The organism is Sinorhizobium sp. P24N7, assembly GCF_042436655.1.
GTDB classification, from domain to species: domain Bacteria; phylum Pseudomonadota; class Alphaproteobacteria; order Rhizobiales; family Rhizobiaceae; genus Sinorhizobium; species Sinorhizobium meliloti_A.
In genome coordinates this window covers 1-24,148 of sequence record NZ_JBHMIW010000014.1, presented here as the reverse complement: position 1 = coordinate 24,148, position 24,148 = coordinate 1, and the positions used below count along the sequence as shown (strand labels likewise).

Annotated in this window: 21 protein-coding genes, 2 tRNA genes and 2 pseudogenes; 13 read left to right on the top strand and 12 right to left on the bottom strand. The window is 59.2% G+C overall.

The genetic code is table 11. From position 1 onward, the window contains the following. Positions 1-662: 662 nt before the first annotated feature. The 3 genes and pseudogenes from ACFHWW_RS23130 to ACFHWW_RS23120 form a co-directional block, all read left to right on the top strand. A complete protein-coding gene (locus ACFHWW_RS23130) occupies positions 663-1,031 on the top strand; it encodes a hypothetical protein (RefSeq protein ID WP_379941036.1) in 369 nt (122 codons plus the stop codon). A 172-nt stretch (positions 1,032-1,203) separates the two neighbouring features. Next, on the top strand, positions 1,204-1,458 hold the full coding sequence (locus tag ACFHWW_RS23125; protein ID WP_379941034.1) for a hypothetical protein: 255 nt from the start codon (positions 1,204-1,206) through the stop codon (positions 1,456-1,458). Continuing rightward, positions 1,376-2,359 (top strand): annotated as a pseudogene (locus tag ACFHWW_RS23120) (recombinase family protein); the annotation flags it as partial. The gene ACFHWW_RS23125 and the pseudogene ACFHWW_RS23120, both read left to right, overlap by 83 nt. 27 nt (positions 2,360-2,386) lie before the next feature. On the opposite strand, the gene ACFHWW_RS23115 reads toward ACFHWW_RS23120, so the two are convergent. The 4 genes from ACFHWW_RS23115 to ACFHWW_RS23100 all read right to left on the bottom strand — a co-directional run bounded on the left by ACFHWW_RS23115 (position 2,387) and on the right by ACFHWW_RS23100 (position 3,754). Continuing rightward, positions 2,387-2,566 carry a hypothetical protein gene (locus ACFHWW_RS23115; RefSeq protein ID WP_379941032.1) on the bottom strand — a complete coding sequence of 60 codons (180 nt, stop codon included), beginning with the start codon at positions 2,564-2,566 and terminating at the stop codon, positions 2,387-2,389. Between the two features lie 346 nt (positions 2,567-2,912). Continuing rightward, a tRNA-Ala gene (locus tag ACFHWW_RS23110) sits at positions 2,913-2,988 on the bottom strand. Positions 2,989-3,256: 268 nt separating this feature from the next. Further along, positions 3,257-3,346 (bottom strand) — tRNA-Ser (locus ACFHWW_RS23105). 195 nt (positions 3,347-3,541) lie between these two features. Further along, positions 3,542-3,754, bottom strand: coding sequence for a hypothetical protein (locus ACFHWW_RS23100; protein WP_379941030.1), 213 nt, complete (start codon positions 3,752-3,754; stop codon positions 3,542-3,544). A 451-nt stretch (positions 3,755-4,205) separates the two neighbouring features. Between ACFHWW_RS23100 and ACFHWW_RS23095 the strand changes: the two genes are divergently transcribed. The 4 genes from ACFHWW_RS23095 to ACFHWW_RS23080 are packed head-to-tail and all read left to right on the top strand — an operon-like array spanning position 4,206 to position 8,247. Then, entirely contained in the window at positions 4,206-5,246 is a 1,041-nt protein-coding gene (locus tag ACFHWW_RS23095) for a septal ring lytic transglycosylase RlpA family protein (protein WP_379941028.1), read from the top strand. A gap of 56 nt (positions 5,247-5,302) precedes the next feature. After that, a complete protein-coding gene (locus tag ACFHWW_RS23090; protein ID WP_379941026.1) occupies positions 5,303-6,457 on the top strand; it encodes a D-alanyl-D-alanine carboxypeptidase family protein in 1,155 nt (384 codons plus the stop codon). A 57-nt stretch (positions 6,458-6,514) separates the two neighbouring features. Next, the gene (tmk, locus tag ACFHWW_RS23085) at positions 6,515-7,219 is read left to right on the top strand and encodes a dTMP kinase (RefSeq protein WP_379941024.1); all 705 of its coding nucleotides are present in this window, start codon (positions 6,515-6,517) and stop codon (positions 7,217-7,219) included. After that, a complete protein-coding gene (locus ACFHWW_RS23080; RefSeq protein ID WP_018094911.1) occupies positions 7,216-8,247 on the top strand; it encodes a DNA polymerase III subunit delta' in 1,032 nt (343 codons plus the stop codon). The genes tmk and ACFHWW_RS23080 overlap by 4 nt, the downstream gene beginning before the upstream one ends. Here the strand turns inward: ACFHWW_RS23080 and ACFHWW_RS23075 are convergent. Continuing rightward, complete coding sequence (locus ACFHWW_RS23075; protein ID WP_275598115.1) at positions 8,242-8,547, bottom strand: pyrophosphatase; 306 nt, start codon at positions 8,545-8,547, stop codon at positions 8,242-8,244. The two genes, ACFHWW_RS23080 and ACFHWW_RS23075, sit on opposite strands and share 6 nt — an antisense overlap. Positions 8,548-8,833: 286 nt before the next feature. On the opposite strand from ACFHWW_RS23075, the gene metG reads away from it, so the two are divergent. The 5 genes from metG to ACFHWW_RS23050 all read left to right on the top strand — a co-directional run bounded on the left by metG (position 8,834) and on the right by ACFHWW_RS23050 (position 13,229). Then, positions 8,834-10,384 (top strand): methionine--tRNA ligase, encoded by a 1,551-nt coding sequence (gene metG / locus ACFHWW_RS23070; protein WP_379941021.1) that lies wholly within the window; start codon positions 8,834-8,836, stop codon positions 10,382-10,384. Positions 10,385-10,397: 13 nt separating this feature from the next. Next, a complete protein-coding gene (locus ACFHWW_RS23065) occupies positions 10,398-11,177 on the top strand; it encodes a TatD family hydrolase (RefSeq protein WP_018094908.1) in 780 nt (259 codons plus the stop codon). A 1-nt stretch (position 11,178) separates the two neighbouring features. After that, positions 11,179-12,015 carry an MBL fold metallo-hydrolase gene (locus ACFHWW_RS23060; protein ID WP_379941018.1) on the top strand — a complete coding sequence of 279 codons (837 nt, stop codon included), beginning with the start codon at positions 11,179-11,181 and terminating at the stop codon, positions 12,013-12,015. 393 nt (positions 12,016-12,408) lie between these two features. Next, positions 12,409-12,615 (top strand): hypothetical protein, encoded by a 207-nt coding sequence (locus tag ACFHWW_RS23055; protein WP_379941016.1) that lies wholly within the window; start codon positions 12,409-12,411, stop codon positions 12,613-12,615. A 62-nt stretch (positions 12,616-12,677) separates the two neighbouring features. Then, positions 12,678-13,229, top strand: coding sequence for a hypothetical protein (locus ACFHWW_RS23050; RefSeq protein ID WP_379941014.1), 552 nt, complete (start codon positions 12,678-12,680; stop codon positions 13,227-13,229). A gap of 28 nt (positions 13,230-13,257) precedes the next feature. On the opposite strand, the gene ACFHWW_RS23045 is transcribed toward ACFHWW_RS23050, so the two are convergent. The 7 genes from ACFHWW_RS23045 to ACFHWW_RS23015 all read right to left on the bottom strand — a co-directional run bounded on the left by ACFHWW_RS23045 (position 13,258) and on the right by ACFHWW_RS23015 (position 23,005). Then, positions 13,258-14,538 (bottom strand): DUF3644 domain-containing protein, encoded by a 1,281-nt coding sequence (locus ACFHWW_RS23045; protein WP_379941012.1) that lies wholly within the window; start codon positions 14,536-14,538, stop codon positions 13,258-13,260. A 53-nt stretch (positions 14,539-14,591) separates the two neighbouring features. Beyond that, positions 14,592-16,895: an AAA family ATPase gene (locus tag ACFHWW_RS23040; RefSeq protein WP_379941010.1), complete on the bottom strand. Its 2,304-nt coding sequence runs from the start codon at positions 16,893-16,895 to the stop codon at positions 14,592-14,594. 139 nt (positions 16,896-17,034) lie between these two features. After that, positions 17,035-17,445, bottom strand: a complete 411-nt coding sequence (locus ACFHWW_RS23035) for a hypothetical protein (RefSeq protein WP_379941008.1) — start codon at positions 17,443-17,445, stop codon at positions 17,035-17,037. After that, positions 17,445-17,858: a hypothetical protein gene (locus ACFHWW_RS23030; RefSeq protein ID WP_379941006.1), complete on the bottom strand. Its 414-nt coding sequence runs from the start codon at positions 17,856-17,858 to the stop codon at positions 17,445-17,447. The genes ACFHWW_RS23035 and ACFHWW_RS23030 overlap by 1 nt, the downstream gene beginning before the upstream one ends. Positions 17,859-17,892: 34 nt before the next feature. Further along, positions 17,893-20,259, bottom strand: a complete 2,367-nt coding sequence (locus tag ACFHWW_RS23025; protein WP_379941004.1) for a hypothetical protein — start codon at positions 20,257-20,259, stop codon at positions 17,893-17,895. Beyond that, positions 20,256-21,794, bottom strand: a complete 1,539-nt coding sequence (locus ACFHWW_RS23020) for a tyrosine-type recombinase/integrase (RefSeq protein WP_379941002.1) — start codon at positions 21,792-21,794, stop codon at positions 20,256-20,258. The genes ACFHWW_RS23025 and ACFHWW_RS23020 overlap by 4 nt, the downstream gene beginning before the upstream one ends. Continuing rightward, a complete protein-coding gene (locus ACFHWW_RS23015) occupies positions 21,791-23,005 on the bottom strand; it encodes a tyrosine-type recombinase/integrase (RefSeq protein ID WP_379941000.1) in 1,215 nt (404 codons plus the stop codon). The genes ACFHWW_RS23020 and ACFHWW_RS23015 overlap by 4 nt, the downstream gene beginning before the upstream one ends. 320 nt (positions 23,006-23,325) lie before the next feature. Between ACFHWW_RS23015 and ACFHWW_RS23010 the strand changes: the two are divergent. Further along, positions 23,326-24,114, top strand: a pseudogene (locus tag ACFHWW_RS23010) (ISNCY family transposase); the annotation flags it as partial. Positions 24,115-24,148 lie beyond the last annotated feature (34 nt).

The window sequence follows — 24,148 nt, the reverse complement described above, 5'->3', positions numbered from 1 at the left end:
TCCTTCGCGTGTCACCCTGTAATGTCGGCGAAGTAGTCTTCGCCAACGCTCTTACAATTAATAGACGCGAGGCGATTCGTCATACTGCCATCGAGTCTATCGCTCGTCCTAGAGCTGAACTCGAGGTCGCGAAATTCGTGCCGCTTCAGTGGCAGCTTTTGCGAGAGTTCGGTAGCGACAAGTATTGAAAGACTCAGACCATCCGAAGAAGAAAATTCGAGACATCGTTGGACGTTTCCAGCTCAGACCATCAGGTGTCCATCGAACAAAAATTCAAGACTTCGTTTGTAATTTCAATGGGTTATTGACTCTCTCCCGTCTCCTCTATTAGTATTGGCTAACGTGAAATTCGGGCAGGAACTCCAATATCAGCGACCAGCCTTAGACTGCCCGGGCCGCCTTTCTAGTCGAACAGCGATTAACGTGAATGACGATAGCGCCGCTAAACAGACAGGAACGCATCTTTGGAACGGATGGTCCAGAATCACACATAGCCTTGCAGTACGAAAATAGAACGTCGGACTCTCAAAAAAAGAGAGGCGCACCTAACCAGAAAGGGGTCGGCAATGCGAGGGTCGGAGTCGGAGCGCAAAGGAAAGCGCCGCGTCCTAAGTATGCACGGGAGAGGCTTTGACACCGTCGGCGGTGGGAAGGCTTGCATCATGAAGGATAAGAGAAACCGCACAAACAAAGGCGAAAGCAATCTTGTTAGAAACGACCTTACCGACGGCTTCGTTACGTCGGCTCGGCCCATCGTAACCGTGGATGTCGAAAGGTATCAGGCCTGGTTCGACGCTGCGGACCTGAGCGCCGCGCAGAAGGAAGAGTTCACGCAGTCGCTATGGTTCATCGTCATGACCTTCGTCGAGCTTGGCTTCGGCGTTCACCCGCTGCAAGCAGTCTACGGACAGAATTCCGCAAATGGCGCGGTAGGAGCAACAAGGGCTTTCGATGCGGTAAAATCGAAGAAAGCCGATCGTATAAGGCCATCGACATATTCAAGCCCGCTGGTCGTTCTGGAGGCAGAATGAAAAAGGAAAATGAAGAGGCGGCAGTTGCCCCGAAAGGGATTATCTATTGCCGCGTATCCAGAACAAAACGGAAGATTGAGGGGAGCGGCCCGGAGAGTCAGGAGCACCGTTGCCGCCAGTACGCAGAATTGAAAGGTTACGAGGTCCAGGCCAGTCGCTGTGGTCCATCGTCATGACGTTCGTTGAGCTCGGTTTCGGCGTTCACCCGCTGCAGGGAGTCTACCGACAGAATCCCGCGGATGGCGCGGTGGAAGCGGATATGGCCTTCCATGCGGTAAAACCGAAGAAATCCTACCGTAAAGACAATCAACTTGTTCGAGCCCCGTGGGCGTACTGGAGGCAGAATGAAAAAGGAAAGCGTAGAGCCGACCGGCAAGCCGCAAGCGATTATCTATTGCCGCGTATCCAGTCCGAGACAGAAAATTGAAGGCCATGGCTTAGAGAGCCAGGAGCACCGTTGCCGCCAATTTGCTGACCAAAACGACTTAGAGGTCGCGGCTGTTTTCCCCGATGACATCACGGGTGGCGGTGATTTCATGAAACGTCCTGGCATTGTGGCACTCTTGAGTTACCTCGATGCCCAACCAGGGAAGCCCTACGTCATCATTTTCGATGATCTCAAGCGATTTGCGCGCGATACGGAGTTTCACTGGAGGCTTCGCCGCGAGTTTAGGACGCGCGGAGCGGACGTCGTATGCTTGAACCTAAAACTAGAAGACACCCCGGAGGGAAGGTTCGTCGAGACGATGTTCGCCGCTACGGGAGAGCTTGAACGGTCCCAGAATCAACGTCAAGTAATCCAGAAGATGACAGCAAGACTTGAAAGGGGTTATGCGGTGTTCGCCCCGCCGATAGGCTATAAGTACGCCGCGGATAGAGAGCATGGGAAGATTTTGGTTCGAGTCGAGCCAGTCGCGTCCATTCTCGTTGAGGCTCTGGAAAGCTTCGCTTCTGGGCATCTGCAGTCAAAGGGCGAGTTCAAGCACTTCTTAGATGCAAGGCCTGCGTTCCCTAAAGACACGAGTACCGGCAAACTGTACTACACCCGGGTTGAGCGCCTACTAACGAATATTATCTATGCGGGCTACGTCGGTATGCCGGCGTGGGGCGTGTCACCACGAAAAGGGCACCATGAACCTTTAATCAGCCTGGAGACGTTCGAGCGGATTCAGGAGCGCCTGAACGAAAATCCGAAGGCTCCCGTGCGGAAGGACATCAATCAGGATTTCCCGCTGCGCGGTTTCGTCCTCTGCGATGACTGCGGCCGCGTAATGACCGCTTGCTGGTCGAAGGGCCGCTCCAAATACTATCCATACTACCTTTGCGATACAGAAGGTTGCGAAAATAGCCGCAAATCAATCCCTCGTGACAAAATAGAGGGCGGGTTTGCGGAGATTTTGCAGAGCCTTCAGCCGACGCGCGAGCTGTTTGGATTGGCTAAAACGATGTTCATTGATGCGTGGAACATGCGGGCTGCCGAAGCTCATCAGGGCAAGGGCCAGGTCGAAAACCAACTCCGTAGTGTCGAGAAGCAAATACAGACGCTCCTCGACCGAATCATCGAGACTGGAAACGCGACGGTAATAAAAGCCTATGAGGACAAGATCGAGAAGCTGGAACGGGAGAAGTTGCTTCTCGAAGAGAAGATAGCTCGAATCGTGCCCCCGGCACGCCGGCTGGAAGAATTTATCGAACCGGCGCTCGCTTTATTAGCAAGCCCTTGGGATATATACGATAATGGAGACCTTCCCTTCAAAAGGGCAGTCCTCAGGCTGGTATTCGCGGAGCCTGTTCGCTACTCGCGGAAATCGGGTTATCGAACCGCCAATACGACCTTTCCATTCAAGGTGTTAGCAAGAATCGCAACGGCACAAAGCGAGATGGTGGAGTCGAAGGGAGTCGAACCCTCGACCTCCGCAGTGCGATTGCGGCGCTCTCCCAACTGAGCTACGACCCCACTGGTCACCCATTGTATAAGATTTTTCGGCCCCGCGCGCCAGTGCATTCCGTTTGCCGGCTTCACCCTTGCCGCCCGGTAGGGCACGCTGCAATTCACCCACCCGAATATCGCCCCTTCGCGATGGAGTCCCAAAGCAGCTTCTTCCGCTCCTGCAGGTGACGCAAAGCGTCGGAAGGGCAGGGCAGCCACGAGCCTTGCGGGTGGGGAAGACGGCCATCAGTGACGAGAAGCTGGGAATTCCGGCGTGCCCGGATCAATTCCGAAATGGCGGAAGAGGTGGGATTCGAACCCACGGTACGCTTTCACGCACGCCGGTTTTCAAGACCGGTGCCTTAAACCGCTCGGCCACTCTTCCAGGTGATTGCGGAGCTTCGTGAAATTCGTTTCCGAGTTCTCGATAAACCGGCGATCGCTACCGGGTTTGCTGCCCATTCACCAACGGCTGGCTTTTTAGCAGCTTTGATCACAGCGTCAACTTGCTCCGGAGCATTTGCTTGCATTCGAGGCGTGCCGCGCCGCATACGCCCGTGGCACGGTTGTGGGGCCATCGTCACGGGCGGAGTCCGCTGTCCGGCGCCGCAGTCGGACTTTCGTCGCCTGCCCGGGCGACGTAGGCCGCGACGTCCCGGCTTCTGCCGTCCAGCAGCGCCGCTCCGGCAAGCAGATAAACGGCAATCGCCAACATCGACAGGAGCATTATGCCTAAGGGGAGGCCGGTTGCCGCCCGTCGCTCCGGCGGCCCATAATCGTATCTGTCGTCCATTGCGATATCCTCTCGGACGTTGGGCCGGAGCACGGGCAGCACGCCAACGGGGGACGGAGCCTCAGAGCTGCACCGACGGGAAGCTTCGGCCAGCTCTGAGGCCGCCGCACCCCGCGGCCGACGAGCCGCGCGGGTGCTTATTGCGATATGTATCGGCAGGGAAACCCGGCAACGGGTTTCGGACCTTTGGCGCGCTCTACCGGACTATGGTCCAGCGACTCATTTCCGTTTCGTAAACCATAGCGAGCGTTTTTTAGCCTCCGTTCGTCCTCCGGTTCGCAATTTCGCCTTGTTGTTGTCATGATTGTTCGACTGTTCCGTTTCGGGACGGCGAAATTCTCGCGGGGGGAACTACTGCACGATTGCGACGATCGTTGCGCGTTCGGTCGGATGCGCGAGCGCTGCAGGAGCGGATTTCGGGTGCGGCTTTGCGAATGATCTTGTGGGACAGATGACATCCAATAACGGTGCGGCATATCTTGTGAGGGGGCTCCGTCTCGCAGCGGTTCCGTTGCTTTGCGCGGTGCTTGCGGCCTGCGGGTCGACGTCGAGCGTCAAGAAGACCAAGTCGCGGAGCAAGGAATACTTCGCCGAGTCCGTCTATGGCGTCAAAGCCAGCCCCAGAGTCGCTACCGGAAACAACATTCCCAAGGGCGGTGGCCGCTACCAGGTAGGCAAACCCTATCAGGTCAAAGGCAAGTGGTATCAGCCGAAGGAGGATTTCGGCTACAACAAGAGCGGGATGGCCTCCTGGTACGGGTCTGCCTTCCATGGCCGGCTGACGGCCAATGGCGAGGTCTATGACAAGCATCACCTTTCGGCCGCTCACCCGACCTTTCCGCTGCCGAGCTATGCGCGCGTGACCAACCTGGAGAACGGCACGTCCGTCATCGTGCGTGTCAATGATCGCGGCCCCTATGAATACGGCCGGATCATCGACGTCTCTTCGAAAACCGCCGACCTGCTGGACATCAAGCGCAAGGGAAGCGCCAATGTTCGCGTTCAATATGTCGGTCGTGCGCCCCTCGAAGGCAATGACATGCCCTACCTCATGGCTTCGTACGTCAGGAAGGGCGACCGTGGCCCGAGCGTGATGCCGGAAGGGCAGATCGCCTCAGGCGTGATGGTGGCTTCCAACGAGCCGCTGCGCGACATGGTTCCGAATCTCCGCGCCGTTCCGGTTCCGAACAGATCGACGCTCGATGCCGGCGTGCCGGTGAACGCGCTCGCAAAGCCGGCGCAGGCCTCGGCGGCACCAAGCGCCTTCGGCGAATTCGTCGTTCTGCCGCAGATCGGCCCCATGCCTACGTCGCGCCCGCAATTGATCCCGCTGCCGGATGGCAGCATGGCCTATGCTGCGGCCTATGTCGAAGTTCGCGTCAGCGACAAGCCTTCGCCCTTCGAGGCGATCATGGTCGATCGCAATCCGCTGACCCCCGAGTCCATTCTCGCCTATGCGAAGCGCCAGTACCGAAACGCCGACTCGCGCTGACGCCGGTTGAAGAGGGCTTTTCGCGCTGATATGCCCATGCAGAACCGGAGTTTCTCATGCGCATGAAGTGGCTTGCGGTCGTAGGTTTCCTCGCGGCCATCGTTTCGGGACCAGCGGTCGCACAGACGCCCGCCTTCGACACCAAAGCGAAGCAGATATATCTCGTCGATGCCGAGACGGGCACAGTGCTCTTTTCACGCGACGAGGATGCACCCGTCCCGCCTGCCTCGCTCGCCAAACTCATGGCGATGGAGGTGGTTTTCGAAGCCCTGGATAAGGGCGACCTGACGTCCGAGACGAGTTTCGAGGTTTCTGAACATGCGTGGCGTACAGGCGGGGCCCCCTCCGGCACTGCAACGATGTTCGCCGCGATCAAATCCAGGATCCGCGTTGCGGATCTCATCCAGGGCGCAACGGTGCAACTCGCCAACGATGCGTGCATTGTCCTGGCTGAGGGAATTGCTGGCAGCGAGGCTGCTTTTGCCGAACTGATGACCAAGCGGGCCCGCGAGCTGGGGCTGCCGGTCGCCACATTCAGGAATGCCACGGGGCTGCCGCATCCGGAAAACAAGATCACGATGCGCGAACTCGTCGCCCTTACGCGGCACCTGTACGAGGCGCACCCGAATTACTACCGGCTCTATTCGCAGCCGGAATTCGAGTGGAACAAGATCCTTCAGCGCAACAAGAACCCTCTGATCGCCGCGAATGTCGGCGTCGATGGATTGGCGACCGGCTTTGCGGAGGGTTTCGGCTTCTCGCTCGCCGTCTCGATGCAACGGGGCGACCGCCGGGTCTTTCTCGCGATGGGGGGCCTCGAGAGCGAAAAGGAGAGAATCGACGAGAGCCGCAGGGTCCTGGATTGGGCGATGACCGCTTTCGAGAAACGGCGCATTTTCGCAGATGGTGAAACCATCGGAGAGGCGAGCGTCTACGGCGGTGCGGATTCCCGGGTGGCGCTCGTGGCGGGCGGCCCGGTCGACGTTCTGCTGCCGGTAAAAAATCCCGAACGGCTGACGGCACGCATCGTCTACAAATGGCCGCTCAACGCACCCGTCGCTGCCGGTCAGCAGGTCGGCGTCGTCAAGCTCTGGAACGGGGACAAGCTGCTGCGGGAAGTTCCCGTGAAGACGGCGAGGGCGGTCGAGTCCGGAACGCTCACGAGCCGGGCGCTCGACGCGCTGCAGGAACTGCTGTTCTTCTGGCTGTGACAAATGCGCTTTGCGACGGTTCCTTCCGCGGGACCGATCGGCTAAACAGAGACGATAATGCACGCCGATCCGGGAATTGAAGTGTCGCTGACCAAGGGTTTGTTCATAACATTCGAGGGGGGAGAGGGGGCCGGCAAGTCGACCCAGATGCGCCTTCTTGCGCAAGCGCTGAGCGCGCGCGGCTACCGCGTGCTCACCACGCGCGAGCCGGGAGGCTCCGCGGGTGCCGAAGCCGTTCGCCACGTCCTTCTTTCGGGCGCGGCGGAGTCCTTCGGAGTCCGGATGGAGGCGATCCTCTTTGCGGCCGCCCGCAGCGACCACGTCGAGGAGGTGATCCGGCCGGCGCTCCAGCAAGGAACGATCGTCCTTTGCGATCGGTTCATGGATTCCTCGCGCGTCTATCAGGGCGTGACCGGCAATCTGGAACCGGCCTTCGTCGAGACCATGGAACGCGTTGCGGTGAACGGTGTCATTCCCGACTGCACCATCATTTTCGATCTTCCCGCCTCGGTCGGGCTGGAGCGCGCCCGCCGCCGCGCCGCAAACGACAGTCCCGACCGATTTGAAAAGGAACAGTTGGCGACGCATGAAAAGCGGCGCGAAGCCTTTCTCGATATTGCCGCGGCCGATCCGGAGCGATGCCGCGTCGTCGATGCCAACCGTCCGCCGACCGCGATCGCTGCCGAAGTATTGAGTCTCGTCGAGGCGCTATTGCCGCTTGAGGGCAAGCCGCAACCCTCGAATGTGGAAGCGACGTCATGACCCCGGAACAGCCAGGTGTGCTGGAGGGCGCGCTTGCTCCCGTGATGAACAGCAAGCTCTTCGGTCATCGGGAGGCGGAAGCCTTTCTCGCACAGAGCTACCGGTCCGGAAAGGGTCATCACGCGATCCTGATCGAAGGGCCGGAGGGGATAGGCAAGGCCACACTCGCCTTCCGCTTCGCCAATCATGTCCTGAGCCATCCGGATCCGGCAGACGCCCCCGAAAGGCTTGCCGACCCTGATCCCGCCTCTATCGTCACGAGACAGCTCGGTTCGGGCGCATCGCACAATCTCCTGCATCTCGCGCGCCCAGTGGACGAAAAGACGGGCAGGACGAAGGGCGCGATCACGGTCGACGAGGTTCGCCGTGCCGGCAAGTTCTTCGGCCAGACGTCCGGCACCGGAAACTGGCGCATCGTCATCATCGATCCGGCCGACGATCTCAACCGCAACGCCGCCAATGCCATTTTGAAGATGTTGGAGGAGCCGCCGCGCCGTTCGCTGTTTCTGGTGCTCACCCATGCGCCGGGAAAACTCCTGCCGACCATCCGCTCGCGTTGCCTGCCTTTGCGGCTGAAGCCTCTGGACACGGAAGCCCTGCGCCAGGCGCTTGCGCATCTCGGGCTCGATCTCGCGGGTCTGAATGCAGAGCGCGTTCTCGCCGCCGCAAACGGCAGCGTTTCTGAGGCGCTGAAGCTCGTCAATTATGGCGGGCTGGATATAGCCGAGGCTTTCGAAGACATTCTGGCGGGGCAGGGCCCGGCCGTTCGCAAGAACATGCACAAGCTGGCCGACGTGCTTTCGGGCAAGGACAGCGAAACGATCTTCGATTTCTTTTCGTCGCTGCTGTCGGGGCGCATCATGCGGATGGCTCGCGAGGCGGCGATCGCCGGCGACGTCGGCGCGGCCGAACGGTTCGCCAGGCTGTCCAGCACCGTTGGCGAACGCCTGACGCTGAGCGCGGCCTATAACCTCGACCGCAAGCAGACGGTCCTTTCCCTCCTCGATGATCTCAAGGAAGCTCTATAGGTCGGGAGCGAACTTCCATTTTCGCTCGATTGCCGCAGCCAGGTCTATATCGTTGTGGTGGGCGAAGAGCAGAACGTGGCCGAGGAGATCGGCCGTTTCGTCGGCGATTGACTGGCGCAGCGTCTCCGGGGAGACCTCCCGGTCGCGCCCCCGTCCTGTGGCGTTGTTCCAGGCCTGCGTCAGTTCCCCCATTTCCTCCTGCAGTTTCAATATAAACCAATCCGGATCACGGCTGATCGAATGCATCGCCGCATAGCCCGCCGACGCTTTCTCGAATTTTCGTCTGAGTTCGTTGAGCACACACTCTCCCCCCGTTTGTTTTTGTTTTGTTCCAGACGATCTTTCGTGTCAATCCCGTCTGATATCGCGGGAAGCCCCGCGGCTGGAGAGAAGCTTTCTCTTGCGCTCCGGGTGGAGAAGGGTATGGGAGGTTTCCGCGGAGCCCGAATTTTCCCCCTCGAAGACGGTTCACGGCCATGGTCAGGTCGCTCCGGCCTAAATTCAACGTGATCTACCGGTTTCCTACCCGAATGCGATGCGGTAATAGCACCCCATAGTTTCTGTCCCGAGGATATCGAAGCCCGCTATGAGAGATACGTCCCCGTTCTACATCACCACCGCGATTTCCTATCCGAACGGCAAGCCGCATATCGGTCATGCCTATGAGCTGATCGCGACGGATGCCATGGCACGCTTTCAGCGGCTTGACGGGCGCGAGGTCTTCTTCCTGACTGGGACGGACGAGCATGGACAGAAAATGCAGCAGACGGCGAAGAGGGAAGGGATTTCTCCGCAGGAGCTGGCCGCCCGCAATTCGGCCGAGTTCCAGAATATGGCGCGGCTGCTCAACGCCTCCAACGACGATTTCATCCGCACGACCGAACAGCGCCACCACGAGGCCTCGCAGGCGATCTGGGTCCGCATGGGCGAGGCGGGCGACCTTTACAAGGATTCCTATGCCGGGTGGTATTCCGTTCGAGACGAGGCCTATTACCAGGAAAACGAAACGGAACTGCGCGGCGACGGCGTACGATACGGACCGCAGGGAACGCCTGTGGAATGGGTGGAGGAAGAGAGCTACTTCTTCCGGCTGTCCGCCTACCAGGACAAGCTCCTCAAACACTACGAGGAAAATCCAGACTTCATCGGTCCGGCGGAACGGCGCAACGAGGTCATTTCCTTCGTCAAGTCGGGCCTGAAGGACCTCTCCGTCTCGCGCACCACATTCGACTGGGGAATCAAAGTTCCGAACGATCCCGCTCATGTCATGTATGTGTGGGTCGACGCGCTGACCAACTACGTCACCGCCACCGGCTATCTGACAGATCCGACAGGTCCGCGCGCGAAGTTCTGGCCCGCAAACATCCACGTCATCGGCAAGGACATCATCCGTTTCCACGCCGTCTATTGGCCGGCATTCCTGATGTCGGCCGGTCTTCCGCTTCCCAAGCGCGTCTTCGCTCACGGATTCCTGCTCAACAAGGGCGAGAAGATGTCGAAGTCGCTCGGCAATGTGGTCGATCCGTTCAATCTGGTCGAGCATTTCGGCCTCGATCAGATCCGCTATTTCTTCCTCCGCGAAGTCTCGTTCGGCCAGGACGGCAGCTACAGCGAGGAGGGGATAGCGACCCGCATCAATTCCGACCTCGCCAACGGTATCGGCAATCTCGCCAGCCGTTCCCTGTCGATGATCGTCAAGAATTGTGACGGCCAGATTCCGCTCTGTGGGCCGCTGACCGACGAAGACAAGGCGATGCTCGCCGCCGCCGACTCGCTGATCGAAACCGCACGCGAGGAAATGGGCAAGCAGCTCATTCATCGCGCACTTGCGGCGATCATCGCCGTCGTTTCCGAGACCGACCGCTACTTCGCAGGCCAGGAGCCCTGGGCGCTGAAGAAGACCGATCCGAGCCGCATGGCAACCGTGCTTTACGTCACGGCGGAGGTCGTTCGCCAGGTCGCGATCCTTCTGCAGCCATTCATGCCGGAATCGGCGGGAAAACTCCTGGATCTCGTCGCCCTACCGGCCGACCGTCGCGATTTCGCCCATCTCGGCGAAGCCGGGCGCCTCGTGTCCGGAACGCCGCTCGAAGCACCCAAGCCGGTCTTCCCGCGCTACGTCGCGCCGGAAGCCTGAACGAGACGAAAGCATGCTGATCGACACCCATTGCCACCTCGATTTTCCAGATTTTGAGGCCGAACGCGACGCAATCATCGAGCGCGCGCGCGAGGCCGGCGTGGCGCAGATGGTGACGATTTCGACCCGGGTGAAACGTTTCGACACGATCCTCGCGATCGCCGAGAAATATCCGAACGTCTTCTGTTCCGTCGGCACGCATCCGCATAATGCCGATGAGGAACTGGACGTGACGGCCGACGATCTCGTTCGGCTCTCCGCCCATCCCAAGGTCGTCGCGATCGGCGAGGCGGGGCTGGATTATTTTTACGACAACGCGCCGCGCGACGCGCAGGCGGAGGGATTGAGGCGGCATATCGCGGCAGCGCGAACAACCGGACTGCCGCTCGTCATCCATAGCAGGTCGGCCGACGACGATATGGCTGCCATTCTAACAGAGGAATCGGGGAAGGGCGCCTTCCCCTTCCTTCTCCATTGCTTCTCGTCCGGCCCGGACCTTGCCCGGATCGGCGTCGAGCTCGGCGGCTATGTGTCCTTTTCGGGGATCCTGACATTCCCGAAATCCGAGGAACTGAGGGACATAGCCAGGACAGTCCCGCGCGATCGGATGATCGTCGAGACGGACGCGCCCTATTTGGCACCGAAGCCCTTCCGCGGCAAGCGCAACGAACCGGCCTACGTGGCGCACACGGCCGAGGTGCTGGCGCAAGCCATCGGCGTCTCCAGCGAGGAGATTGCCGAAATCACCACTGAAAACGCCTTCAGGATCTTCTCGAAGATGCCGAGGCTTTGAAATGGCGTTTCGGCGGGTCTTCACCATTCTGGGCTGCGGCTCGTCGCCGGGCGTGCCGCGCATCACCGGTGATTGGGGCGCCTGCGATCCGTCGAACCCCCGCAACCGTCGCATGCGAGCGGCCTTGCTCGTAGAACAGTTTGCGCCGGACGGCGGCAAGACGACCGTGGTGATCGACACCGGCCCGGATTTCCGCGCCCAGATGATCGCGGCGAATGTACGCCACATCGATGCCGTGCTCTACACCCATGCCCATGCGGACCATCTGCACGGGATCGACGATCTGCGCGGTTTCGTCATCGAGAATCGCAGGCGCGTGCCGGTCTGGGCCGATGCGTTCACGATGGCCCGTATTCGCGACGGCTTCCGCTACTGTCTGGAGTCGCCGCCGGGCAGCGGCTATCCGCCGATCGTCGAGCCATACGTTATTCCCGACGACCTGCCGCCGTTGACCATCCATGGCGCCGGCGGGCCGATCCCGTTCGAGCCGCTGATGCAGTTTCACGGCAACGTCCATTCGCTCGGCTTCCGTATCGGCGGTTTTGCCTATTGCAGCGACGTCAGCGACTTTCCGGCAGAAACGGTCGGGAAGCTCGGCGGACTCGATCTGCTCGTCATCGACACGCTGCAGTACAAATTTCACCCGAGTCACTTGTCCCTGGTGCAGTCGCTCGTGTGGATCAACCGGCTGCGGCCGAAACGCGCCGTGCTCACGCATATGCATGTGCCGATGGATTACGAGACCGTGTGCGCGGAGACGCCGGATCACGTCGAGCCGGCTTACGACATGATGCGCATGGAATTCGATATCGACCGGCCGTCGGCGGAAGACGCATAAAGTCCCATATCAGAGATCCTATATAAGTCATTGATCCGATGCGACTTACGACCACTTTAGATCACAGCGTTTAGTTCCAAAGAGTGCAATTTCGGCTCTGTAGCTGGGTGAGTGAGTGAAAGACATTTCCCGCAGTTGTGGGCTATCTGGGGCGGGCTAATCCACGAATTCGGGACAAGTGGTGTTGCGCTGCGCAAAAACGTAGGTTTGTTGCTTCTGCCACAGACCAGCGACGCAACACAGCAGCGCGTTGTTGCTCAACGTTTAGAGTGCGTCTGTTGCACTCCGTTGCCTGCTGGTAATTGCAACTACGGTACTGCTTGTGCTTGTGACAACGCACATTTCAGCAAGTATGATCTCCTCCTTAAATGCTCGTTGCGGTTGGAGGGGGAGATGATCGAAGCTGCAGCCGTCTATCTGGTTCTGTCCTTTCCCGGCCGGGAACCCGTCGTATTGCCAATGGCTGAGATCACGGCCTGCGAAGAAGAACGAGGTAAGATCGAGCAGCATTGGAGCAGCTATGGGAGTCCGCTAATGATCTTTGCGCACTGCATCCTGAGCGGTCTCGGAGTCAACGTGACTGACCTTGTTCAAAGATGACGCACTTACCCGAATCTGTCCGGCGCATATTGGGCGTCACATCGTCAGATGCTGGAGAGGCGATGCGAGAACTGCTGCGGCGGTTCTCTGGATTTCAGACGGTGGACCCGAGTGGAGCTGCCGGTGACGTATCGAGATGGGTTCCCCGTTATCGTAGCGCCGCAGAACAACGACACGCGGCCTTCATGGCGCGTTGGAGCGCTGGAGAACACGATTCTGCATTGGTTGAGCTTCACTTCTTTCTAACGGCTGCGTGCCGCATCGTCGCCTTCATGAAGATGGCGGCGGACCGCATGGGAGGCGAGGTGAAGTCCCACGTCGATTCCCGCGACTTCTCACTGTTGAAGGACGCCCGCAACCATTTTGAACACGTCGAGGACCGGCTGTACGGGAGCGGGCGCAATCGGCCCCAGCCGATTACCGAGGGCGGTGCAACGCGAACGGTGCATTTTGGACTCCGGGCGGCGGATCAGCACTTCACGTTCGGAGACAAGGCGCTCGATGTGTCGCCCACCTTCCTCGCCGAGTTCCTGTCCTTTGTGGATGGGTTCCTCGAACTGGTAGATGCGGCAGTTGAGGCCGCCGCGCCAATTCCCGCAGGCAGGCCATCCTGATAGCTGGATCGCGACCGAGCGCCTTCAATCATCGGTACTCGGCGGCATGGGCCTTGCAATGCTCCAAGACCGTTTCGAGCCATCTGTCGAACCAAACCCAATGCGCTTTGTAGTCACCAACGCAACCGTATCCCCTAGCGGGATTCTTCGCATCAAGCGCGTTCATTAGCTTGGTGTGAGCGCCAGACCCGAACTTAGGGAATCCTGCCTCTGCAACCTTCTCCAGGATTTCCTGTCGGATATAGCGGGTTCGGTTGACCTCCTTGAAGACCACTTCGACCTTGTCGGCGAGGTCCGATCCCGGCGGAACCATCACGACAGCCTGATCAGCTCCTGCCGCCTTCTTGGCTGCAATGGGGACGAAGGCGACTTTCAGCCTGAATGCCGGGTCTTTCACCTGTTCATCAGTCAGGTCATGCTCGAACGCGGCTATAAAGGAGGAGACGTGCGTAGGTAAGCTCGACGCCTTCTTCAGTGCCGTGCGCTGATCCATGCCAAACGAGACAAACTGCAAAGCGATTGGCAGGCGTTTTTCCAGTCCAAACTGGTGTCCAAAGTGTTTTTTCAGCGCGTCGTTGAAGTTGAGGCAGCAGGCCTGCAGTTCCGCTCCGACGGCATCGTCAATTCGAGTGGTGGACTGATGCTCGATTTCGTTTCGCAATCCGATAAGGAAGCGCAAATTCGTCTTGACGCCCTCGGGGAGGGGGCACTTGCCAGTATCGAGGCACTGGCTGAGGTCCCAGTGTCTGTCTTGCCCCTGAGGGGTTTTCTTCCCTTTGTAGATGTATTCGACGCCCTCTCGCTTGTACCAAGCATGCAGGAGGTAGGTCCAAGAGATAATAGCGCTGACCACGAACAACTCGGCCCGGAATGTAAGACCAGCGCTGTTGAAGATATGTACGGCTGCAATCATTGCTTCGCGAGCCTTGATGAGAAGCTCATCACCTCGAACGCTAAGGCCCGTCTCATGATCTACGTCTGGCCACGTAGCCAGGAATTCATTGAGGGCTTCCCCATGGGCCGCCTTGACCGCTTTGTGCTTCTTTTCGGATCGAATCTCACTGATCAGGCGGTGGTTTACCGTTCTGGTCGGCCGGGTGAAGTAGGCAAGAATGTCCTGGTCGTTATACTCTTTCCTGTCGAGCATCGCCTTGACGAGCGGAACCTCCCATTTGTCGAGAGTATTTCCAAGTCGCCGCTTCACCGGCCGCTTTTCAGGGGTTTCTTCGGGGATGAGTTCCTGCGCTTCGATTGGCGCTTCGTCCGGCTCCTCGATTGCCCCTAAGAGATCACCACCATTGCCCACCATATCCGCCCCCCTAAATGGGGTGGATATTAGCGATTCCGTGAGGATCGACAACATTAGGTTGCGCCGGTGTCACCATTTTCCAGCAGTAAGCAGTTGCATCGATCAAGGGCCCTCGGAGCCTTGGAGATGACCTCGTTGAGCAGGTCTGGATCGCCGACCAGCACCAAGGTCTCTACGGAACGTGTGATGGCGGTGTAAAGCATGGTCCTGTCCAGCAGCTTCGACTGGACGACGGGAATGATCACCCGCCGGAAGGCCGATCCCTGCGCCTTATGCACGCTAATTGCCCATCCATGGGTCAGCTTCTCAAGGTCGGCGGTGGTGATCGCGTCTTCAGCGCCATCGTCGAACCGCACCCAGGCACCCTTGGGATGGGGCTTCGTGACGACGCCCAGAGAGCCGTTCATGAACCCCGCGCAGACCGGATCGCCCGTAACCTTGTCGAGAACGGGCATTCCTTCGGGGTCAAGCTGAGGAGCCTTGGTGTAGTCGTTCTTCAACCACATGATCTTCGATCCGACGCTGAGACCCCAGTCCTCGACCTTCGCCTGCCTGGCCATGTACTCGATCTCGATGGCGCGGTTCAGCTCCTTCGACCCGGCGAGGCCGTTCTTCACCTGTGTGAGTATCTGGACGTCCATCTCGTGCAGGGCGGCCGTCTTGCCATAGGCTGGTACCCGCCCGCACATCGCGCGGAAGGCCGCTATGGTTTTTCCAGCCATGTCGTCCTTCGATGCTGGGAAGAGATAGACGCCAGGTGTCAGTGCAACGTTCGGATCGAAGCGCCGCAGACCGACCGCCTTTCCGGTACGCACGGCAGATGCGACTGCCGGAATGCCGGTGGCGTCGTCCTGTCGGTGTACGATGTCCAAAGTGACCGAGGGTATGCTCTTCGCCTCGACCATGGTGTGGAAGGGCAGACCGGGTCCGATAGGCGGGAGCTGGCCGGGATCGCCGATGAAGATCAGGTTGACCTCGATGGGCAACTGAGCGAGCACCCTATAAATTGATGGGGTATCGAGCATCGAGGACTCGTCGAAGATGACGGTTCCCGCCTCGATACGACGACCGGCATCCTCTATGTCGTGCACCAGCCGCGAGAGAGTGCTCGCTGGGCGACCTGTCGCTTCACTAATCCGCCTGACGGCGCGGCCCGCCAGAGCCACTTGCAGGTGTTCCATGCCGTGGTGCTGTGAAGCGGGTAGATTGTCGCGAATGGCCTCCAGTGCGGCAAGGATCGCCCGGACCACGGTCGTCTTACCCGTGCCCGCGCCGCCGCTGATCACACAGACGCCGCAGGTCGTGGCCATGAAGACCGCCTCGCGCTGCGCGTCGGCCAGGGCGTAGCCGATCTCCGCCTCGACCTTGGCCATTGCCTCGACAACCAGCTTGCCTTCGAACCCCGGAACTTCGCGACCAATTCGCTCGCCGATCTGTCGAGCGACCTCTTCCTCCATGAACCGGCAGGCTCTCGACTGCAGAAGATCAGGGGTTGGCGACACCACGCGACCGCTGTTCAAGGCCAGATCGATGGCAGTCGTCGGATCGCCGGTCCAAGGTGCGAGCAGACGTTTCACCAGAGGTTTCAGAACCGGGGAAGGGGAGGCCATGCTCCCTGCCCGGAAGCGGATCGCCAACGCCTCCTCCACGGCGGCCGTCAACCGCCTCGGATCATCCAGGGCAACGCCCAGCCGCAGCGCTCTCGCGTCGACGTCCTTCCAAGACTCCAGCAATGTCATCGTGAACGGGTCGGCCTTGATGCGGTCGATGGCTCCAACACCCCAGACGCGGGCGGCAGCACCCGCCACACGAGGCGAGACGCCGTATCGATCCAGCCAGCGGAAGATTTCGACCTCCTCGGCGAGCATGCCGAACCCGTCGACAATGGCGACGGCCCGATCTGCGCCCACGACCTCCGCGAGGGCCTTGAGATCGCGATCCCGAATGATGTCGTAGATAGTCTCGCCGAAGCGCTCCCAGACCTTCTCCGCCGTCGCCCAACCGATCCCGACGAAGCGCTTGTCGCTGGCAAGGTGGCGGATGATAGCCCGCCCTTTGGTCACGAGGGGCAAAGCCACCTCGGCGTGGAGCTGTGGGCCATACTCGGGATGGAGTTGGATCGCGCCCGTGACACGCCACGTCTCGCCAACGGCCGGATCGCGCGGCGACCTCTTCGAGAGAACGAGTGCGCGACGAAGCTGCTCGGTATCGTCGCGGCCGATGATGACGTGGTCGCCGAACCGGCTGGCGTGAACGGACGTGATGGACAGCTCCCAAGAAGACTGCTCAGAACGCTCACCAAGGACCAGGAACGTCTGCCCCTCTGCGCCACCCCGTCGTTGATTGGCCCCTGCCATGGGCTCTGGCTCTCCGTTCACTGCGGCCACCCACGACGTGCCGTCGCGGGTCCCTGTGCCTCATTCACTGCGATCCAGCTCCCACGGCCTGTCGGGGCCACGACGGCGCGGCTCCGAGGACCAGACTTCAAACACCCAATCATGGAAGTCTACCAGTCTCGGCGATCACCGCGCTCAGTCGCCTCATGCGGTCCAACTCGCGGCGAAGGGAAGCGTTCTCGGCCTTCAGTCGAAGGTTCTCCTCTTCCAGCGCCAACTGGTTACCGTCCACCTTGGCTTTCTGTTCGCGGTCCGCTTCCGCCTGTTCGAGCCGTGTCAGGTTGGCCTTGCGATCACGGTCGTCTGCGTTGCTCAGGATTTCGGCGCACCTCGGATTGGTGCGGAACACCTGCCGGTCGAAGCCGCAGGCCTTGGCGATGGCGCTCTTGTTCAGCTCGACGCCGCCGTAACGGGGAAGCGGCTGGTCACCGAGGTTCTCCAGATATTCTTGGAGAGCCTCGACATGCTCCTGCGCGACCTCGACGCCGCTCTTGCCCGTCCCTCGCGCCATCAGGTCTCCCTCCGGGACGAGAGGCTGATGACGTTGACCTCGGGAAGGCTACGCATTTCCTCCAGCCGATCAACAGTGGCCTGATATCGCTCGAAGAACCGCTTCCATGTCGCGAAGCCACCCATCTCGGAGACGGCAAGGATCATGGCACGGTGAGAAGCGATCAGCAGCTCCTTATCGGCCTGCAACTGCGCGATCTCCGCATTCTTCATGGCCACCAGTTTCTCCAGTTCCGCGCGGGACTTCTTACTGGATCGGTTAACGGCTGTCCGGATGGTTTCCTGCTTGGTGATCGCAGCTTTCACCATCCCATGGCGGGCCTCGTTGCGGGTGATGTCGGTCGCGTGCTTGAACACACCGTCGCTCCGCCTGCATACGGCGCGGACGGTAATGTCCTCGTCCTCGGCGATCATCGCCTCCAGCAGTTCCTCAAGGACTTGGCTCTTATCAATCATCGAGGTCCCTCAGGCGCTTCATCGTGTCGATAATGGTGGTGCCAGCTTTCTGCTCGGCCGTGACGGACAGGTCAGTGCCGTCAGGGAAGACTTGCATTCCCGGCTCCGTGCCGAGCGCCTTCACGATGTTCTCGTACCGAATACGGGCGTGGGTGAGCTGGTTCGCCCAGCCGATGTTGCGACGGCCCTCAGGCAGGGCCTCCAGTGTGATGATCACCGTCGCGAACTTGTCCCGCATCCGTTCCAGATTTTCCTGCTCGCTGATGACGTTCGTCCGCGCCAGGTGGAGACACCCGTTGAAGCATTCGAGGTGCTTGGGGCAGGGGTCGCTGGTGAAGCTGTTCATGCACAGGCCGTAGGGCGTGACGTGCAGTCCGTCCGCCTCGGCATTCAGGTAGTCGAAGGCTGCTTCCTCGCCGTATTCGCGCTGGACGCGACGGAACTCATCGACGACGGGACCACGGGCCTTGTTCGCGGAGATGAGCTTGAAGACCTGCAATGCCTTGTCACCAAGGCGCTCTTCGGCTTCCGGCGGAAGATCGATATCGGCAAGGTCCTCGGCGAGACTACGATGGTCGTAAACGTAACTCTGCTGGACGCTACGCCGATTGAACTTTTTGGTGATGATCGTGTCGGCGACGCCGAGGCGGAACAGTTCAGTGTTCTGGAGGTGTCGAAGGGAGTGCGAGGTCAGTCGCAGCGCCCGGTCTTCATCAGTCTGGCCATACCGCTCGAACAGGGTGTCACCGCTTCCTTTGCCGCTGATCGCGTTGTTCAGACCGCCACTGTCGATCCGGCCGATTGCAGAATAAAGCGTCGGATCAAGCAGACCATCGTTCCTACCTTCAATCAGGTTTCTGACAGGCATAATGAAGAGTAGATCGTGAGGATATAACTGAGTTCCGTCAGTCAGGGTCGTCGGCATCGTGTCAGATTTCTTGGTGGCACGACTTGCCTCAAGGTGGGCCTCCATGTCGCCGACACGGATTCGCGCCGTCGACCAGTCGATATTCCCTGAACTGCGAATCCCGTTGACGTCTCTGATCAGAGCGCTTTTTTGATCTGCAGAGAGCCATCGGCTTTGAGCAATGTTGAACAAACCTGACGAGGCGAGCTGATGATCTCGCAAGTGTCGCAGGACGTCGGGATCGTAAGTTTCCCGGTAATTATCGACGGCCGGTTCGGGTAATGCTGGACGTGTAAATTTCACGTTGCCGGTAACCCGTACATACATTTCCCAAGCGGGGATGAGGGCGTCCTCGGTGTACTCTGGGAACACCCTTCCGGTTTCGGCCTGCAGCCTGAGCCTATCGCGCAAAGGAGCGGTGATTTTCTCGATGTGGTCGAGCGTTTCGATCAGGACATCCTCGAACATCGGCGGCACATGCTGAGTATTCTCGTAGAACGACAGCCCATCACGGCCTTCGTCCTCTTCCTGTTTCTCAGCGAAGTGTCGGATCATCAGCGATTTTGAGAAGCCACCGCGTTCCCCGGCGGGACGCCCATCCGCATCCAGGTATTCGCGCCATCGTTTCCAGTCCACGGGAAGAAGAGCCGCTTCGCCAATCCGGAAGCCCATGATGATCTGGACTTTGAAGGCGGCAAAGCGGATTACATCGGAGAAGGTGCGTGGTGTCTCAGTGAAGACGATCCTGACCAGTTCCCAAAAGGCACGTTCGTCTGGCAGCTTCGAGGACGACTTCCGTTCCGTCAACTCCCGCCGCAGGCTCTGACGACCCCCGTGCGCGTTCTGGCGTTTCCGGACGGAATCCGCCTGCTGTTGGGCCGCTTGTGCTTCGTCGGTCGGGTAGGGAGCGCAAAACCGGACGAGGGCCGGGGTGTCGGCGAGCTTCTGACCGTCGAGGATATTGCGAACCATGGTGGTAAAGTCGAGTGCAACCTTGCCGGATTCCTGTCCCTGCAAGCACGCATTATAGGCCTGCTGAACCTGATCAGGCGTCACTGCCCACGGTGGCGTATCGCCTGCGACCGGAGCGAGCTGCCGGATCGGGTTAGCGACCTTCAAGGCGCTCATTGGTTTTGTCTTCTTAACCAAGAGCTGATGGATGAGAACGGCTTGATAAAGGTCCCGCCAGACCTTCGGCATTGGGGCAGGGATCAACTCTTGTTGCCTTATCCGCTTCCTGATCCTGTTTAATGCCGCGAACGAGTTTTGATCGACACCAACCTGACCAAGCCACATGGTCGGCGGTGGAAACATTCCGACGAGCTCCGTCAGGTTCCAACGCGTGTCCTTGCTCACCTTCCCGTGCTGGTCAAAGACAAGGTCCCAGATCAGCCCGCGCTCTGCCCCCAACGATTTGGCCGTTGCGACATATTCGGCATAGGAGGGGTTCATGGGCGATCCTCTCCTGCTCGGTCTGCTCTCAGTTCCTCCACCACGCGTCGGACCGCATCGAGAGTGCCCTTGAGCTGACCATATGCCGGAGACTGCTTGTTGTTCCGTGAGGCGGAGGCGAACTCGACGACGACTGGCCGTAGGCTTTCGAGAACCTCCTCGTGTATTTCAGGCTCGCCAAGCGGCATGAACCTGGAACAGGTGTAGCAGGCCAAGACTGGGTTCTTTGCACAAAGGCTCTGGCCGAGCCCGCAGCCCCCGATACCGGCGATGGGAACGCCATGCGGCACGGCTCCGATCTGCTGGTCGGACGGGAGGCCCAGCAGCATCGCCTTGTCGATTGTCTTCGTCTTCGCGATCTTCGCGAGGTTCGAATAGATCGGCGAGATCGCCAGCGCTTCGTTGATCCGTTGCGCCTGCGCGGGCGATTTGTCGAAGTAGACGTTGGCGATGCGGTCGCTGGTCTGCCCCATGAACTCCGTGAGACCGGCATGAGAGATGCCACCATCAGCTAGACGTTGGGCGGCTGTGTGCCTCAAATCGGTAGGCGACCAGGCGTCACCAGTCAATTCTTCTGTCAGTTCCATGATGGCGCGGCTGACGCCCTGTGGGGTGAGGCCGAAGAGCAGGCGAGGGGGCACCCCCTCCTCCGGCTGAAGCACTCCCGCTTCGCGCCTTCTGACTAGCTCATTAAAGAGCGGACCCCATTCGCGCTTGACCTTGCGGGCAATGCGGATGCGCTTGCTGTTGTCCCTCTGCTTGATGATCGACACCGCAACATGCACCGCGCCCGTCGAGAAGAGCCGGACGTCAGCAAGTTCTATGCGGGCGATCTGGCCCGGCCGGAACGCGTACTGGAAAGACATGACCAGCATGCAAGCGTCGCGAAGCTCTTCATTGTCGAGAGACGTGCGGTCGACGGCCAGCTTACCGCACATGCTGTCGATGTGGTTGACGATCATGGCCTGCTGATCGAGTGGCAAAAAACATTCACCCGCGCGAACGACGCGGTATTTGTCGACTTTGGGGCTTTTCAGACCGCGAATGATGGATGCTGCAGGTGGCGACCAGTGGCCGATATTCAAACGACAGAGCGAATGGAGATAGGCGCGGATACCCCAACTCTGCTCTGAGGTACTGCTAGGCAGAATAACGGCATTCCAGTGCGCTCGTGCGTCAAAAGAGGAAGCTGCGGTCATGTAAAGGAGAGAAGCTAGACCTTGACCAAGCCCGTAGCTTCTAAGATGTCGAGCGTACGCCGCGATCGTGTGCGGATCGACCCGAGAGAACCAATCGACCAAGACATGCTTCAATATCTGCTGTGCAGGATTGATGAAGTCGAGGTCAATTAGATGGTTGCCACCATCTAATTTGAGGGTGATGTGGTCGGTATTGGTCACCAACCTAAGTGACCTCATTTCATTGTCGAAATCATCGAAGTATCTGATCACAGGCGGAAGCGGAGGCAACGTAACAACCAGACGCATGATCTCGTCCTGAAGAACTGGCTCCAGGCTGACGGCGCTTCTACTCATTGATGATTGTTCTCCGGGATCGTGCGACGCAGTGCATCCACAAAAGTGTCAAATTTCTCGTCCCAGACTTCGGCAAGGCTGGTCTCAAAATACGCCTTGGCGTAAAGGCGGGGCATGTCCGACGATTTCTTCCAGCCAAAGAATACGCGAAGCTTCTCCTGGGCCTTGTCCACGTCCAATCCCGAGTCCTGGTAACGCCGCATTCTGACCACCGCAGACGTATGTCGCAAATCATGACAGGAAACGTTAGTAAGACCTTGTTTTTTCAAAGATTGTTTCGCTGACTCCGAGAGGGCCTCAGTCGCCACATCGAACATTTTTCCGAAGGATCGCAAAGCCAGTGGTTTGGCTTTTTGGGAGATCAAGAGGTGCGGGTAGTTCACCCGACCACGGAAGTTTCCAGCGTAATACTGCGTCAACTCCACAATTTCAGACGAGAGTGGCAATTGCCGCCGCGATGCTTCCGTTTTCAGGCTAGGCTGCTCGTAGCGAGGATCGCCGTCATTCGTCTCTTCAACATCCAACCAATGAACGGCTTTTCCGATCTCTGGATCGAAGTCCTCCTTGAACGACGCCACATGGAGCAACGCTGCTTCGCCGCGACGTAAACCAAGCCGCAGCAACAGCATGAAGATCAGGAGATTTCGCCAACGCAGTGTTTCCGTCTTGAACGGGTTTCGCGGCGAGTCTGGTCGGAAGATTTCATAGAGGTCTTCGATTACCCGTGGGGGCAACGCACGGATCGGCGTGTCCTGAGCTTCCGGGTTTGGAGCAAGTTGCCGATACAACGTATCCAGCCGGAGGAGCTTTGCCTCCATTTCTGAGGCTCTTACGCCCGATGCATTGCCGGAGTATCGGAGCATGTCCGTTACAAAGCTGATGGCTGATATCCAAGTGGAGGACTTGTCGATCTGGCTGACGGCGGCTTCATTTCGGAGCTGGGCCAGGAAGCCGATCAGGCAATCCTCAATGGCGTCAGCGTCTGCATCTGCAATGAACTGGTCGAGACAATCTTTGCCGTGCTGACGCTCGACCGCGTCGTAGAACCGGTCGAGTGCTGACAGATGTTTGCGGCGTGTTGACGGCTCCAGCTTGGTTTTCAGCACGTCACTCCAGATCGTTGCCCAGAACCGTGGCGCTCCATATGAGCCGACAGCAGCAACACCGCGCATCGATGGTGGAAGGAACGAAGACTGTAGATTGATGGGCATGTTTCCTCACGGCGCATTGGCTAGGCAAGCTCCGACGCAGCAAACAAAAAAGCAACAGGCAGAATGACCTTTTACAGGGTTTCCACAGGGGTGCCTAAAAGGTCGTTACGGTACCAAAAGCAACACAGGCAAAATGACCCCCGTGTTCCATAATCTATCTTATGCGACGTATGCATGTAGCGGCAGTTTAGAGATGCGACATATGAGCCAGTTAGAGATGCGACAGTCGTCGCCTCTCGGGATGCTGGTCAAACGTCAACGTTTGGAAGGAAGACTGGCGACGTGAAGCGTGGTTGAGACCATGAGCGTTCGGAGTCGTCATGTCTTGTTTGATCACCATGTCGCAGAAGGAATTGCATCGTCTTGAACTCATACAGCGGATTCGCGGTGGCAGCCTGACCGTCGTCGAGGCGGCCGCGTTGCTTCGTCTCAGCCGCAGTCAGGTCCACCGGCTGTTGCAGGCCTATGACCTGGACGGCGCCGACGGTCTCGTGTCGAAGAAGCGCGGCCGTCCGAGCAACCGGCGTCATAGCGAGGATTTCCGCAACCTGGTGCTCGATCTGGTGCGTGAGCATTACGGGGATTTTGGACCTACGTTGGCCGCCGAGAAGCTGCTGGAACGCCACCGGATTGCCGTCAGCAAGGAGACGCTGCGTCAGTGGATGATGGAAGTCGGCCTCTGGGTGTCGCGACGCGAGCGCAAGAAGCGGGTTTTCCAGCCGCGCGGCCGGCGCGATTGTTTCGGCGAACTCGTTCAGATCGACGGCTCGCTTCATTGGTGGTTCGAGAACCGCGGTCCCAAATGCGCCCTGCTCGTCTATATCGACGATGCCACCGGCAAGCTGTTGCACTTACGCTTCGCCGGATCGGAGAACACCTTCGACTATCTGCACGCGACGAAGGCCTACCTGCAGCAATGGGGCAAGCCGATCGCCTTCTATAGCGACAAGCATGGCGTCTTCCGCACCACCCATGCTTCCAAGAAGGACAGAACCAGTGGCCTGACGCAGTTCGGACGAGCCCTTTATGAACTCAACATCGACATCATCTGCGCCAACACCCCGCAGGCCAAGGAGCAGACATCACGATGCACCTTGTTGGATTTGTTGAGCGTCAATTAACCGGGGTTGGCGGCTACCATAT